Annotated in this window: 13 protein-coding genes; 7 read left to right on the plus strand and 6 right to left on the minus strand. The window is 71.9% G+C overall.

From position 1 onward, the window contains the following. Nucleotides 1-28: 28 nt before the first annotated feature. The gene (locus tag ACFYZ8_RS34745; protein ID WP_359039089.1) at nucleotides 29-1,066 is read right to left on the minus strand and encodes a glycosyltransferase family 2 protein; all 1,038 of its coding nucleotides are present in this window, start codon (nucleotides 1,064-1,066) and stop codon (nucleotides 29-31) included. A 132-nt stretch (nucleotides 1,067-1,198) separates the two neighbouring features. Here ACFYZ8_RS34745 and ACFYZ8_RS34750 point away from each other — a divergent pair, with 132 nt between their 5' ends. Further along, complete coding sequence (locus ACFYZ8_RS34750) at nucleotides 1,199-2,659, plus strand: LCP family protein (RefSeq protein ID WP_388540802.1); 1,461 nt, start codon at nucleotides 1,199-1,201, stop codon at nucleotides 2,657-2,659. 629 nt (nucleotides 2,660-3,288) lie between these two features. Here the strand turns inward: ACFYZ8_RS34750 and ACFYZ8_RS34755 are convergent. Next, nucleotides 3,289-3,855, minus strand: a complete 567-nt coding sequence (locus tag ACFYZ8_RS34755) for an acyl-CoA thioesterase (RefSeq protein WP_359039085.1) — start codon at nucleotides 3,853-3,855, stop codon at nucleotides 3,289-3,291. 118 nt (nucleotides 3,856-3,973) lie between these two features. On the opposite strand from ACFYZ8_RS34755, the gene ACFYZ8_RS34760 reads away from it, so the two are divergent. Then, a complete protein-coding gene (locus tag ACFYZ8_RS34760; RefSeq protein WP_388540805.1) occupies nucleotides 3,974-5,266 on the plus strand; it encodes an LCP family protein in 1,293 nt (430 codons plus the stop codon). An 11-nt stretch (nucleotides 5,267-5,277) separates the two neighbouring features. Here ACFYZ8_RS34760 and ACFYZ8_RS34765 read toward each other — a convergent pair whose 3' ends face one another. The 3 genes from ACFYZ8_RS34765 to ACFYZ8_RS34775 form a co-directional block, all read right to left on the minus strand. Then, nucleotides 5,278-6,099, minus strand: a complete 822-nt coding sequence (locus ACFYZ8_RS34765; protein ID WP_388540807.1) for a class I SAM-dependent methyltransferase — start codon at nucleotides 6,097-6,099, stop codon at nucleotides 5,278-5,280. 71 nt (nucleotides 6,100-6,170) lie between these two features. Beyond that, nucleotides 6,171-6,533 carry a four-helix bundle copper-binding protein gene (locus ACFYZ8_RS34770; RefSeq protein WP_359039079.1) on the minus strand — a complete coding sequence of 121 codons (363 nt, stop codon included), beginning with the start codon at nucleotides 6,531-6,533 and terminating at the stop codon, nucleotides 6,171-6,173. Between the two features lie 299 nt (nucleotides 6,534-6,832). Next, complete coding sequence (locus tag ACFYZ8_RS34775) at nucleotides 6,833-7,990, minus strand: acyl-CoA dehydrogenase (RefSeq protein WP_359039076.1); 1,158 nt, start codon at nucleotides 7,988-7,990, stop codon at nucleotides 6,833-6,835. 178 nt (nucleotides 7,991-8,168) lie between these two features. Between ACFYZ8_RS34775 and ACFYZ8_RS34780 the strand changes: the two genes are divergently transcribed. Continuing rightward, nucleotides 8,169-9,512, plus strand: coding sequence for a UDP-glucose dehydrogenase family protein (locus ACFYZ8_RS34780; protein ID WP_388540810.1), 1,344 nt, complete (start codon nucleotides 8,169-8,171; stop codon nucleotides 9,510-9,512). 25 nt (nucleotides 9,513-9,537) lie between these two features. Here the strand turns inward: ACFYZ8_RS34780 and ACFYZ8_RS34785 are convergent, their stop codons facing one another. Continuing rightward, nucleotides 9,538-9,666 (minus strand): hypothetical protein, encoded by a 129-nt coding sequence (locus ACFYZ8_RS34785; protein ID WP_388540811.1) that lies wholly within the window; start codon nucleotides 9,664-9,666, stop codon nucleotides 9,538-9,540. 417 nt (nucleotides 9,667-10,083) lie between these two features. On the opposite strand from ACFYZ8_RS34785, the gene ACFYZ8_RS34790 reads away from it, so the two are divergent. The 4 genes from ACFYZ8_RS34790 to ACFYZ8_RS34805 all read left to right on the plus strand — a co-directional run bounded on the left by ACFYZ8_RS34790 (nucleotide 10,084) and on the right by ACFYZ8_RS34805 (nucleotide 14,484). After that, on the plus strand, nucleotides 10,084-11,286 hold the full coding sequence (locus tag ACFYZ8_RS34790) for a DNA gyrase subunit B (protein ID WP_388540813.1): 1,203 nt from the start codon (nucleotides 10,084-10,086) through the stop codon (nucleotides 11,284-11,286). Between the two features lie 149 nt (nucleotides 11,287-11,435). Next, nucleotides 11,436-12,122 (plus strand): hypothetical protein, encoded by a 687-nt coding sequence (locus tag ACFYZ8_RS34795; RefSeq protein ID WP_388540815.1) that lies wholly within the window; start codon nucleotides 11,436-11,438, stop codon nucleotides 12,120-12,122. Further along, nucleotides 12,119-13,444 (plus strand): copper resistance CopC/CopD family protein, encoded by a 1,326-nt coding sequence (locus ACFYZ8_RS34800; RefSeq protein WP_388540818.1) that lies wholly within the window; start codon nucleotides 12,119-12,121, stop codon nucleotides 13,442-13,444. Before ACFYZ8_RS34795 ends, ACFYZ8_RS34800 begins: the two co-directional genes overlap by 4 nt. A 26-nt stretch (nucleotides 13,445-13,470) precedes the next feature. Continuing rightward, nucleotides 13,471-14,484, plus strand: coding sequence for a cupredoxin family copper-binding protein (locus ACFYZ8_RS34805; protein WP_388540821.1), 1,014 nt, complete (start codon nucleotides 13,471-13,473; stop codon nucleotides 14,482-14,484). Nucleotides 14,485-14,494 lie beyond the last annotated feature (10 nt).

The following is a 14,494-nucleotide window of genomic DNA, read 5'->3' on the forward strand; positions in this document are numbered from 1 at the left end:
GAGAAGCCGGCCCACCACCACGCCACGTTCAGCTCGGCCGGGCGTCCACGCGGACCGCGGGGCGCCGGCTCGCGATCACTCTGCGGGCCAGTGAACGCGGGCTGGTCAGGAAGCCGTAGCCCCAGCACATGTGCATGGTGGCGAGGGCGACCGGGATCTGGAGGCGGGCCTTCAGCGGCAGCCCCTTGCCGGCCGGCAGCGAGCCCAGCACGATCGCCGCGAGGTAGCCGCCGGGGATCACGAAGCCGAGCGGGGTCAGCGCGGCGCCGACCACGATCCCGGCCGCGATGGCGCACACCGCGGTCGGCGGGGCGAGGTAGCGCAGGTTGATGGAGCCCTCGTGGTAGCGGGCGACGACGTGCCGCCAGCGGCCGTAGTCCTTGTACTGCTTGGCGAGGGCCTTCACGCTCGGCCGCGGCCGGTACGACACCCTGAGCTCGGGCGAGAACCAGATGAGCCCGCCCGCCTCACGGATCCGGAAGTTGAGCTCCCAGTCCTGGGCGCGGATGAACTCCTCGTTGTAGCCGCCCTGTTGCTCCAGGGCCTCGCGCCGGAACACCCCGAGGTACACGGTCTCGGCGGCCTGCGCCTCACCACCGGTGTGGAAGGCCGCGTTGCCGACGCCGATCCTGGAGGTCATGGCGGCGGCGACCGCGTGCTCCCAGTCGTTCTCGCCCTCGGCGTGCATGATGCCGCCCACGTTCTGCGCGCCGGTCTCCTCCAGGAGCCGTACGGCGGTGGCGATGTAGTTCGGCGAGAGCATGCCGTGGCCGTCGACGCGGACGACGATCGGGTGGCGGGAGGCCTTGATCGCGGCGTTGAGGGCGGCGGGGGTGCGGCCGGTGGGGTTCGGGACGGTGTGGACGCGGGGGTCCTCCCGTACGAGTTCGGCGGCGATCTCGTCCGTGCGGTCCGTGGACGGACCGAGGGCGATCACGACCTCCATCTCGCCGGCGTACTCCTGCGCGAGGATCGCTTGGACGGCTCCGCGCAGGTGCCGCTCCTCATTGAGGACGGGCATGATCACAGACACGGCGGGGAGCCGCACGTCGGGCTTGGCGTTCATAGGGGGCTCACGTTACCGCGAACGGGGGACACCGATGCGCCCCGCCCGGGGCGGTGCCGGTCGTCGCAGATCGTATGGGCCTACGGTGCTCAGGATCCCTCGTTCGGCTGTTCCTCGCGGAGGTGTCCCCCCATGCCCGCCACGCCGCCCCGCCCCTCCGCCACCCGCCCCCGGCCCCCGCAGCGCAGGGCCGCCCGGCCCCCCGTGCGACGGAAGAGACCCCGCTGGGCCATGCGGGCGGCGACCACGCTGTCCGTCGTCGTGCTGGCCTCCGCCGGGATCGGCCACGCGGTGATGACCAGCCTCGACGCGGACATCGCGCGCGTTGACCCCTTCAAGGACATGAAGAACCGGCCGCGCGCCGGGCACGGCATGAACGTCCTGCTGGTCGGCACCGACGGCCGCGACAAGATCACCGAGACGGAGCGGCAGAAGTACCGGCTGGGCGGGGCACCCTGCCACTGCACCGACACGATCATGATCGTGCACATCTCGGAGGACCGGGAGCGCGCGAGCGTGGTGAGCCTGCCGCGCGACTCGTACGCGATGACACCGGCGCACGTCGACGCGACCACCGGGGAACGCCACCACGGGCACCCGATCAAGATCAACGCGGCCTACGCGGAGGGCGGGCCGCAGCTGACCGTCCGGACCGTGGAGAGCATGACCCATGTGAAGATCGACCACTATCTGGAGGTCGACTTCACCAGCTTCATGAAGACGGTGGACGTCCTCGGCGGGGTCGAGATCTGCAACGCCGACCCGCTGAAAGACTCCTACACCGGTCTCGACCTCGCGGCGGGCCGGCACCGGCTGCTGGGCGGACAGGCCCTCCAGTACGTCCGCTCCCGGCACGCCGACGGCTCCTCCGACCTCGGCCGGATGAAACGGCAGCAGCGCTTCCTGGCGGCGCTGATCGAGCGGGCGACGTCCTCCGGGATCCTGCTGAACCCCATGAAGTTCCGCGACGTCACCCACGCCGTCCTCGGCTCGGTACGGGCCGACAAGGGCTTCGGCACGGACGAGCTGCTGGACCTGGGCCGCGCCATGCGCCATTTCTCCCCTTCCTCGTCGGAGTTCACCACCGTGCCGATCGGTCAGATGGGATACGTCGTCAAGGGCGTCGGGTCGACCCTGAAGTGGGACCCGGTGAAGGCCGGGCGCCTGTTCAAGGCCCTGCGCGAGGACCAGCCCCTGGCCGCGCACAAGCCGAAGACCAAGGCCCTGCTGGTCCCGGTCTCCCCGCAGCAGATCCGCGTCCAGGTCGAGAACGGCACGGCGACGGGCGGCCTCGGCAGACGGGTCGACGCGGCGCTGGCCTCGACGGGGTTCCGCACGACGGGTGTCCCGGCGACGTCGGCCGACCACGCGGTCAAGCGCACGATCGTCTCCTACGACCCCCGCTGGGACCGCTCCGCCCGCTCGCTGGCGGCGGCCCTGCCCGGGAGCGAACTGCGGGCGGTGAAGGGACAGGGGGCGGTGCTGAAGGTGATCGCGGGGGCGGACTTCGAGCGGGTACGGAAAGTGCGGGCCGAGGATGAGCTGCAGGGGGAATTCGGGGTGGTCACGGGGGATGAGGTGGGGTGCGTGTAGGCGGGGGCCGGGGCCGATACGGCGGCCTGGGGCCTGGGCGGGGTCGGTGCGCCGGGGAGGATCCCGGGGTGCGGCCCGTGCGGACGGGAACGTACGGGGGACCGGGCTCAACGGCGGAGCCAGAGCCCGGCCCATGCAGACAAGAGCACGCGGGGCCGGGTGACCGGTGCGGCCAGGTGACCGGCGGGGCCGGGCGACCGGTGGGGCCGGGTGACCGGCGGGGCCGGGTGACCGGTGGGGCCCGGCGTCGGCCGGCTCGCCCTTGCCGACCGAACGGTGCTGAAGCGGCCGCGCAGGGCCTGGACCTACGCGGGGGCCGGGTGACCGGCGGGGCCGGTCAGACCGCTGGGGCCGGGTGACCGATGGGGCCCGGCGTCGGCCGGCTCGCCCTTGCCGACCGAACGGTGCTGAAGCAGCCGCGCAGGGCCTGGACCTACGCGGGGGCCGGGTGACCGGCGGGGCCGGTCAGACCGCTGGGGCCGGGTGACCGGTGGGGCCCGGCGTCGGCCGGCTCGCCCTTGCCGACCGAACGGTGCCGAAGCGGCCGCGCAGGGCCTGGACCCCGCCCGGCGGCCGGGCACAGGGTGCGAGCGCACTCGGGACACCCACCAGCACCCACAATGCGTGGCTCAGTCCTCGAAGCCCTCCGCCGCCCGCTTCTCCCGCAGCTCCATGATCGCCCGGCGTCGTGCGAGGCGGTGCGTGCGGCGGATCTGGGCCTCCTGGTAGCGGCGCTTGTCGCGTTCCGTCTCCGGGAGCACCGGAGGGACCCGGCGGGGCTTGCCGTCGGCGTCGACCGCGGCGAAGACGAGGTAGGCGGAGCCGACCTGGGTGGCGGGCGTGGACTCGTTCCAGCGTTCGGCCAGGACCCGCACACCGACCTCCATCGAGGTCCGGCCGGTCCAGTTGACCTGGGCCTTCACATGGACGAGATCACCCACCCTGACCGGCTCCAGGAAGGCCATCTCGTCCATGGAGGCGGTGACCGCGGGCCCGCCGCTGTGCCGCCCGGCCACCGCGCCCGCCGCGTCGTCCACCAGTTTCATGATCACGCCGCCGTGCACGGTACCGAGGAGGTTGGTGTCGGCCTGGGTCATGATGTGGCTCAGCGTGGTGCGGGACGCGGAGGTGGGCTTGCCGGGGATCTCCTGAGCACCCGATCCCGTGCTGTCCGCGGCGGTGGCCTGGTCTGTCATGGCCCCACCCTATGCCGTGACGACAATCCGGGAATTTGTGTCAGCTTGGCAACAGCGCTGCCCTGATTTTCCGACGACCCTTGTATAGGGCCCAGCGGGTACCTGCACACTGGGGCCCATGAACGATTGGCCCGAGGGATGGTCCGGCGACAACCGCGGCGACCGGTACGGACGCGGCAGCGCGAGCGCGCAGCCCGAGAGCGCCCGCGTGATGCGGCAGGTCCGCCGCGGTCAGCCGGCGCCCCCGTACGGCAACGGCGTGCCGCAGCAGCAGCAAGCGTCGTACGTCAACGGCCAGGGCTACGGCGGCGGCTACGACGGCCAGGACGGGTACGACAGCGGCTACAACACCGGCCAGGTCTACGGCAGCCCCGGTGGCGGTGGCCCCGGCGGTCCCGGTGACCCGGGCGGCAGCCGCGGCCCGCGTCCCGCGCCGAACTGGCGCAAGCGGATCAAGTGGACCGCGATCGTCGTGATCACCGGGCTGGTCGTGACGACCGTCTCCACCTACTTCTGGGCCGACTCCAAGCTCAACCGCGAGGTCGACCTGTCCAAGGTCATCGACCGGCCGGAGCAGGGCGACGGCACCAATTACCTCATCGTCGGCTCCGACAGCCGGGCCGGGCTCTCCTCCGAGCAGAAGAAGCAGCTGCACACGGGGTCCGCCGAGGGCAAGCGCACCGACTCGATGATGATCCTGCACACCGGGAGCAACGGGGACACGCTGATCTCGCTGCCGCGTGACTCGGACGTGGAGATCCCGACCTTCGTGGGCTCCGAGTCCGGCAAGACCTACAAGGGCACCGGCCGGCACGTGAAGCTGAACGCCGCGTACGCCGAGGACGGGCCCGAGCTGCTGGTGCGGACCGTCGAGTTCAACACCGGGCTGCGCATCGACCACTACGTCGAGATCGGCTTCGCCGGCTTCGCGAGCATCGTGGACGCGGTCGGCGGCGTCGAGATCGACATCGACAAGGGGTTCAAGGACAAGTACTCGGGCGCCGACTTCCAGGCGGGCAAGCAGAAGCTGAACGGCGACCAGGCGCTCGCCTTCGTGCGCACCCGGCACGCGTTCGCCGCGTCCGACCTCCAGCGCACCAAGAACCAGCAGAAGTTCCTCGCGGCCCTCGCCCACCAGGTGGCCACCCCCGGCACGGTCCTGAACCCCTTCAAGCTCTATCCGACGCTCGGAGCGGGCCTGGACTCGCTCATCGTCGACAAGGACATGGGCCTGTACGACCTGGGGTCGATGTTCTTCGCGATGAAGGGCGTCAACGGCGGCGACGGCACCTCGCTGAACATGCCGATCTCCGGGTCCACCGGAGGCAACCTCGTCTGGGACAAGGCGAAGGTCAAGCAGCTGGTGCAGGAGCTGAACAACGACGAGAAGGTCACGGTCTCCGGCAACTGAGGCCCGGGGCCCTACGCCCGCCGTCCCGACCCGAGCAGCGCGATGTGCGGAAGGGCCAACCGCCCTTCCGCCACCGTGTGTTCGGCGCACAGCCGGTCGTACTCCCGCCTGATCCGTACGACGGTCTCCGGGTCCTGCGAGGTGACGACGAGCCCGATGGTGGCGACGCCGCCCGCGGCACCGCTCCACCACTCCTCGACGCCGGCCCGGTGGTCCCAGGCGAGTTCGGCCGCCTCCGCCGCCACGAAGCCCGCCCCGCCGAGGAGTTGGGCGAGCCCTTCGGCGGTGCGGGGCCAGTCCTCCGCCGGATCCAGTCGCGGAAGGTACGACGGGGGTACGGCTCCGCCCGCCTCGCAGGCCCGGCCGAGGAGATCCTGTCCGGCGCCGCGTTTCGCGCTCCACGTGGTGAGGGCGACACGGCCGCCGGGGCGCAGGACGCGGTGGAGTTCGGCGAGCGCGGCGCGGGGGCGGCCGACGTGGTTGAGGACGAAGTTGCCGACGACGGCATCGAACTCGCCTTCGGGGTAGGGCAGTTCGGGAAGCACCCCGGTGCGCGCGTCGACCCCGCGGGCACACGCCGCCGCCACCATCCCGGCGTCGGCGTCCACGGCGCTCACCCTGGCGCCACGCGCCAGCGCCGCCACGGCCGCCGTACCCGTCCCGGTGCCGACGTCGAGGACACGCGTCCCCTCACCGGCTCCGGCGGCGTCCAGCAGGGCCTCCACGGGGTAGGCGCACAGGCGCGCGAAACTCCCGGCGTAGGCCTCGGTACGGCCCTGCCACATCGCGCGCTCGGCGGCGTCGAAGGCCTCGGTCCTGTTCGTCGGCGTCATGGGCCCCAGCCTGCCCGACACATGATCGAGGGCACCCATCGGGCGCCCTCGATCCGGCCGGCCGGCCGGTGTCACATCGCCATGCCCGCCATCGCGCGACAGGTCTCCACGCAGCGACGACACGCCTGGGCGCAGCGCATCATCTGGGCGTCGTCCGGCATGGACATACACGCCTCGGCGCACATCTCACACGCCTTGGCGCACATCGCGCACATCTCCGCCGACATGGGCGAGCGGCGCATCATCATGTCCGCGCACATGCGGGTCATGTCGGCGCAGTCGATGAGCGCGCGCATGATCCGCATCTGTCCCTGGCCGCCCATCTGCATGCAGGAGCTCATGGTCTCCTCGCAGACGCTGTGGCACTCCATGCACGCCGCCACGCAGTCCTGCATCTCCTTGCTCATCGCGGACATGCTCTCGGCCTGGGTCATGGCTCCTCCTGGGGGGCGCGGGAGCCCGGGGCGGGCCCCGTGTCCTTCCGTCCTACGCCCCTCCCCCGCCCGACGCCATCGGGCGGACGCGAACAATCCGCTCCGAAACACCCCACCCGCGCCACGACAAAAGCCCCCGGAACACGTCCGGGGGCTCGGTCGTCGCCGGTTCCCAGGCCCCCCCGGCATGACGTCCACGAGCGGCCTCTACCGCCGCAGCCGCATCCGCAGCCGCAGCCGACAGACCGCCGAAGATGCCCACCGAGAGCCGCAAGAACCCCTGACCTGCAAGAACCCTGCTAGGGAAGGTTCCTTGCCATCACGATCCGCTGGACCTGGTTCGTGCCTTCGTAGATCTGCGTGATCTTGGCGTCGCGCATCATCCGCTCCACCGGGTAGTCCCGCGTGTAGCCGTAGCCGCCGAGGAGCTGGACCGCGTCCGTGGTGACCTCCATGGCCACGTCCGAGGCGAAGCACTTGGCCGCGGCGCCCTGGAAGGTGAGGTCCTTGTCGAGGCGCTCCGAGGCGGCCGCGGCCTGGTAGGTCAGGGCGCGGGCGGCGGAGATCTTCATGGCCATGTCGGCGAGCATGAACTGGATGCCCTGGAAGTCGGCGATGGCCTTGCCGAACTGCTTGCGCTCCTGGACGTAGCCCTTGGCGTAGTCGAAGGCGCCCTGGGCGACACCGAGCGCCTGGGCGGCGATGGTGATGCGGGTGTGGTCCAGGGTCTTCATCGCGGTGGCGAAGCCGGTGCCCTCCTCGCCGATCATGCGGTCGGCCGGGATGCGGACGTTGTCGAAGTAGACCTCGCGGGTCGGGGAGCCCTTGATGCCGAGCTTCTTCTCCGGGGCGCCGAAGGAGACGCCCTCGTCGGACTTCTCGACGACGAAGGCGGAGATGCCCTTGGAGCGCTTGGTGGGGTCGGTGACGGCCATCACCGTGTAGTACTCGGACTCGCCCGCGTTGGTGATCCAGCGCTTCACTCCGTTGAGGATCCAGTGGTCGCCGTCGCGGACCGCCTTGGTCTTCATGCCGGCCGCGTCGGAGCCGGCGTCCGGCTCGGAGAGGGCGTACGAGAACATCGCGTCGCCCTTGGCGAGCGGCGACAGGTACTTCTTCTTCAGGTCCTCGGAGCCGGAGAGGATCACCGGGAGGGAGCCCAGCTTGTTCACGGCGGGGATGAGGGAGGAGCTGACGCAGACGCGGGCGACCTCCTCGATGACGATCACCGTGGCGAGCGCGTCGGCGCCGGCGCCGCCGAACTCCTCGGGGACGTGCACGGCGTGCAGGTCGTTGGCCACCAGCGCGTCCAGTGCCTCCCGAGGGAAGCGGGCCTCCTCGTCGACCGCGGCGGCGTGGGGCGCGATCTTCGCCTCCGCCAGCGAGCGGATGGCGTCCCGGAGCATGTCGTGCTCCTCGGACGGGCGGTACAGGTCGAAATCAGCCGATCCGGCCAAGGTCTCTCACGCTCCAAGGACGCTGCGATGCTGCGCTAACTACCGTTAAGTAACTCAAATTTTAGAGGTCCGCCCACGGAGACGGATACGTGAGCTTGGCGACAGCGGGAAAAATGCCCGTCAGAGCCTCCGACTATGCTCGGGCGCGCACTGGCCCGTCCCCCCTTCTGGAGTCCCCATGGCCCTCAAGATCACCGTGATCGGCACCGGCTACCTCGGCGCCACGCACGCCGCGGCCATGGCCGAGCTCGGTTTCGAGGTGCTGGGGCTCGACGTGGTGCCCGAGAAGATCGAGATGCTCCAGCGGGGCGAGGTCCCGATGTACGAGCCGGGCCTGGAGGACCTGCTGCGCAAGCATGTCGCCGGGATCGAGGGCTCCACCGGCCGGCTCCGCTTCACCATGGACTTCGCCGAGGTGGGCGCCTTCGGCGATGTGCACTTCGTGTGCGTGAACACTCCGCAGCGGCACGGCGAGTACGCCTGCGACATGTCGTACGTCGACGCGGCGATCGCCTCCCTCGCCCCGCACCTGACCCGCCCGGCCCTGGTCGTCGGCAAGTCGACCGTGCCCGTGGGCTCCGCCGACCGGCTGGCCCACTACCTCGCCGACCACTCCCCCGCGGGCGCCGACGCCGAGCTGGCCTGGAACCCGGAGTTCCTGCGCGAGGGCTTCGCGGTGAACGACACGCTGCGCCCGGACCGGATCGTCGTCGGCGTCCGCAGCGAGCGCGCGGAGAAGCTGCTGCGCGAGGTGTACGCCACGCCGCTCGGCGAGGGCACGCCGTTCGTGGTGACGGACTTCCCGACGGCCGAGCTGGTGAAGACGTCCGCGAACTCCTTCCTGGCCACGAAGATCTCCTTCATCAACGCGATGGCGGAGATGTGCGAGGCCTCCGGCGGCGATGTCGCGCGGCTCGCGGAGGCGATCGGCTACGACGACCGGATCGGCAAGAAGTTCCTGCGCGCCGGGATCGGCTTCGGCGGTGGTTGCCTCCCGAAGGACATCCGCGCCTTCATGGCCCGCGCGGGTGAGCTCGGCGCCGACCAGGCGCTGACCTTCCTGCGGGAGATCGACTCGATCAACATGCGTCAGCGGGGGCAGATGGTGGAGCTGGCGCGGCAGATACTGGGCGGCGGGCCGTTCCTCGGCAAGCGGGTCGCGGTGCTCGGCGCCACCTTCAAGCCCGACTCGGACGACGTGCGCGACTCCCCCGCGCTGAACGTGGCCGGGCAGATCCACCTCCAGGGCGGCCAGGTCACGGTCTACGACCCGAAGGGCATGGACAACGCCCGCCGTCTGTTCCCGACCCTCGGCTACGCCGACACCGCCGTGGACGCGGTCAGGGGCGCCGACGTCGTCCTCCACCTCACGGAGTGGCGGGAGTTCCGCGAACTGGACCCGGCGGCCCTCGGCGAGGTCGCGGCGGCCAAGGTCGTCCTCGACGGCCGCAACGCCCTGGACCCGGTGCTGTGGCGCAAGGCGGGCTGGACGTACCGGGCGATGGGACGGCCGACCGCCTGAGCCCTGCGGCAGCGGTGACGGTGCTTCAGAACAACGGTTCACCGGCGCCCAGGACGACGAGTTCGGTGCCGTCCAGCACCTCCGCGAGCGCCCGCGGTGCTCGGCGCATGGGGTGGTGGTCCCAGACGTAGCCCGGCTCGCCGTCCACGTCCATGCCCTCCGGGTCGATCGGGGTGTCCGCGAGCGCCGCTCACCGTCGTACCGGAAGGCCGTCGGCACCCGAACGCCCAGTGCGGCGCTGATCGGTCCGGCGGGCGCGAAGACGTTGTTTCGTGGCGGCTGGGCGGCTGGGCGGCTGGGCGGCTGGGCGGCTGGGCCAATGACATACGCCCACAGCGCTCAGGAACACGCGGCGAATCAACGACCCCAGGTCCGCCGGGAATTGGCCCGCGGGCGGGCTCGGTGAGGTTCGGGGGGCGATTCGGGGGCGGTTCGCACCCGTGTGACCGGCGGCCCCGCACCCGGCGTCCGGCCCCTCGCACAGGACCTCGGCGAACCTACTCTGACCTGGCGTTTTCCTCGATCTCACCTAGGCTGACGAGGTCGCTGGGACGGCATCACGGGAGGCATCATGGGCGGGGAGACGTCAGGGTACGAGGCCGGCCGGACAGAGGTTCTGGAGGGGCGGGACGCGGTGCGGAAGCGGCCCGGGATGTGGGTCGGTTCGACCGGTGAACGCGGTCCGCGCCACATGGTGTTCACGGTGGTCGACCGCGCGGTGAACGACGTTCTGGCCGCGGGCACCGGCTCCGTGGACGTCACTCTCACCCCCGACGGCGTGCGAGTCGCCGACGGCGGGCCGGGCATCCCCGTCGAGGCCGCCGGGCACTCGGGCGGCGCCACCCTCGAAGCCGTACTGGCCCGCTGGGAGGCCGAGGAGTCGCCCTCGGGGCGCCACATCGTGGACGTGGCGCCCTTCTTCCGCAGCGGGCTCCTCGTCGTCAACGCCCTGTCCAGCCGCCTGACGGCCGAGGTGCGGCGCGACGGGGTCCGGTGGACCCAGGAGTACGCGCGGGGCGTCGCCCTCGCCCCGCCCGTCGCCGCCGGCCCGGCGACCGGCACCGGGACCGCCTTCTTCTTCCGGCCCGACGCCGAGATCTTCGAGACGACGGAGTGCTCGCTCCCCGCGCTGGAGCAGCGCCTGCGGGAGCTGGCCCTGCTGCACCCGGGCCTGGAGATCTCCCTGACCGACGAGCGCGCACCGGAGACGGCCCGGTCTCAGCGGTTCCGGTTCCCGGGCGGGGTGAGGGACTTCGTGCCCCTCATCGAAGAGCCGGGCGCCCGTCCCCTGCACGCGGACGTCATCCACTTCGAGCAGGAGGACCCGCGTATGGCGGGCACCGTGGAGGTGGCCCTGCGCTGGTCCGACTCGGACCAGGAGCGGATGCGGTCCTTCGCCAACAGCCGGGCCACCGGTGAGGGCGGGGCGCACACGGCGGGCTTGCGCGCCGGACTGGCCGCCGCGCTCAGCGCGCACGGGCGGAGGCACGGGCTGCTGACGGCGGCCGACCCCGGATTCGGCCCCGACCGGATCGGCAGGGGACTGACGTCGGTCGTGTCGGTGCGGCTGGACCGTCCCGAGTTCGAGGGCGCCACGAGGGGCCTGCTCGGCGGCACCGAGGTGCGTGCCTGCGTCGAGGAGGCCGTCCGGGAGCACGTCTCCGCATGGCTCGCGGAACACCCTGCACAGGCGGAGGCCGTGATCGGCATATGCGGGCTTCCTTGGAATCCCCAAGACGAGTTCGATTTGCATTCGAGCACAGTGGGGAATTGACCGTTCTCACAGACCACGACCCCGCAAAGGAGAGGTAGGCAACGGTCGGTTAACCGGTGCGTAGTCAAGCGGAATCCGCCCTCCACTCCACTGTTCGTCATCCGCCGAGCTCTTCGGCCGGATTGATATGAGCATGTCAGGAGTGACTCATGCCCTTGTTCCGCAGGGGGGAGTGGCCGCGGGATCACCGCGACGAGCTGATCGCCGGCGCACTCGTCGGAGCGGTGGTGATCGTGCTGGGGTACGCCTCGGGCATCGGCGCCCCGGCCGGCTCCGGAACGGCCGAGGCCGCGGTTCCCCCCGCCGCGTCACCCGCGGTCTCGGCGCCGGCGACGGCCATGCCGGGAAGCGGTCAAGTTCCGGTGGGATCCGGCGAGTTGCCGCCGTACGTCGGTGGCGGGACCGGCGCGGACACCGGATACGGCGGCGGTGCCGGCCTCGGGTACGGCGGCGGCGGGGGCGTCGTGACCGGCCCCGGCTCCGGTCCCGTCGTGGGAGGCGGAGCGGACGGCGGCGGCCACACCGGGCACCAGAGCTCCCCGCCGGCCCCGGGCACCGGCTCACCCACGCCGTCCCCGACCCCCACCCCCTCCGCCCCGGCCGGCTGCAAGGACGGTCAGGTCACCCTCGTACAGCCGCTGCTCACCGGTCTCACCGAGCCCGTGCTCGGCCTCCTGGGCGGCTCCGGGGCAAGCGCTTCCCCCTCGCCCTCGCCCACGCCCACCCCGTCCCCCTGCGTCGGCCTCGCCCCCGCCTCCGCCCTCCTCGGCGGGGTCCTCGCCGGCTCCCCCTCCCCCTCCCCCTCCGCCTCCCCGCAGCCCGAGGTGACCCCGTGAGGACCACGCACCGGGCCCTGCTGCTCCTCGCCGCCCTCCTCTGCGCCCTCCTCGGCGTCACCCAACCCGCCTCCGCGCACACCGAGTTGGTGAAGTCCTCCCCCAAGGACGGCGCCACGCTCGCGAAGGCTCCCGGCCATCTCACCCTCACCTTCGACGAGGCCGTCGACCTGGCCGACGTACGGGTGCTGACGGTGGACGGGGACCGGCTGCCCGCCTCCCGCGCCGGGAAGGACAACGTTGTACGGGTCGCCCTCGGCAGCCCGGCCGACGGGAAGTTCGCCCTCGTGTGGTCCGTCGTCGACAAGGAGGACGGGCACGCCTCCTCCGGGCGGATCGCCTTCACCGCGGGGGCGGCCGCCGCCAAGACCGGCGCCGCCAAGACCGGCGCCGACGAGACCCCGGCCGCCGCTCCGGCGCCGTCCCCCTCGGTGCGCAAGGCCCTCGTCACCGCCCGCTGGGCCGGATACCTCTCGCTCGCGCTCTTCATCGGCGGACTCGCGTTCATCGCGCTGCTGTGGCCGGGCGGAGCCCACGAACCGCGGGCCCGGGCACTGCTGGGCCTGGCCTGGACGGGCGGACTGCTGTCGACCGTGGCGACCGTGGGGCTCCAGGGGGCGTACGCCTCCCTCGGCGGCCTGCGGGACGCCCTGCGCCCGGCGACCTACGCCGACGTCCTGGCCACCGAACCCGGCATCGTGCTCGCCGCGCGCGGGCTGATGTGGGTGCTCGCGGCCGTGGTGCTAGCCGCGCTGCTCCAGGGTGCCGCGCGCTCCCCGGGCTGGCGGGTGGGCGCGCTCGCGGTGACCTTCGGGCTGCTGCGCACCGCCGGCATGACGGGCCACAACTCCGAAGGCAGCGAGCCCACTTGGGGTGCCGTCGCCGACTTCGTGCACCTGCTCGGTGCCGCGCTGTGGATCGGCGGGCTCGCGATGCTCGCGCTGGCCGTGCTGCCGCGCCGCCGGGCCGCTGAGCTGGCGGAGGTCGTGCCGGGCTACTCGCGGCTGGCGGCGCTGAGCGTCACCGGCATCGTCGGCGCCGGGCTGGTGCTCGCGTGGCAGGTCGTGGGGTCGTACGACGCCCTGCTGCACACCTCCTACGGGCATCTGCTGCTCATCAAGACCGCCGTCCTCGGGAGCGTCCTGGTCGCCGCCTACGCGAGCCGCCAGTGGGTGCGCACCCGCCTCGATCTCGCCGTGCTGCTGCGCGGCGACGCCGCCACCGTGCGGCCCTTCGGTTACTCGGTCGCGGCCGAGACGGGGCTGGTCCTCGTCGTGCTCGCCGTGACGAGTCTGCTGGTCACGGCCGATCCCGGCCGCTGACACCCGCAAGAGCAAAAGGAGTTGCAGTGAGAAGCAAAGACGAGACCGGTGGCCGGCGCAGCAAGTCGCCGACCGGTAACCGGTCCCTGCTGTTCGCCGGCCTCGGGGCGGCCCTCGCCGCCGTGCTCAGTCTCGGACTGCTGAGCGCGGCCACGGGTTCCACGGCGGCCTCGCAGCAGGCCGCGGGCGCGGCTCAGGCGCCCGCTGCCGACGCCGCCGCCATGAAGGCCGCCGCCACCCCCGACTACCAGGTCGACATCACCGGCTACAAGTTCGGCAACGGCAAGCAGCTCGTCGTCCAGGTCGGCCAGACCGTCCGGTGGACCAACCACGACAGCGCTCCGCACACCGTGACCACGACCAAGGCCCCGGTGGCCTTCGACTCGGGGACGCTCCAGAAGGGCGACTCGTGGTCGTACACCTTCACCAAGGTGGGGACGTACGAGTACTACTGCGCGGTGCACCCGGACATGGTGTCCTCCGTGAAGGTCGTGGCGGCCTCCGGCGGCGGCGGTACGACTCCCGCGCCGACGCCCACCGCGACCCCCACGACGGGTCCGACGGCACCCCCCACGAGCACGCCGACGGCCACCCCCACGTCGACTCCGACCGGTATGCCGATGCCGACGGCCACTCCGACGGCCACGCCCACCAGCGGTGGCGGCTCCGGTTCCGGTTCGGGTGAGCAGTGCACCAGCATCCGCAACGAGCTGCTGCCGATCCTCCAGCACCTCTACGCGGCCCACCTGGAGGAGTCGCCCGGCCAGCAGGTGCAGGACGCGCTGGCGCTCGACTCGTACATCAAGATGCACACGGTGTGGATCGAGAGCATCCTCAAGCCGGCCGTCAACGACGGCTCCACGGTGCTCGACAGCACGCTCAGCGTGCTGCTGGCCCACATCAACTCCGCGCACCTGGAGGAGTCGCTCGGACAGCAGGTCGGCGACCTGCTGAACCCCGACGCCTACGTGAAGATGCACACCGTCTGGGCCGAGCACCTGCTCACGCCCACCACGGACTTCCTCACCACCAGCTGCTGACGGACAGGTG

This window comes from Streptomyces sp. NPDC001668 (genome assembly GCF_042893155.1).
Taxonomy (GTDB): Bacteria; Actinomycetota; Actinomycetes; order Streptomycetales; family Streptomycetaceae; genus Streptomyces.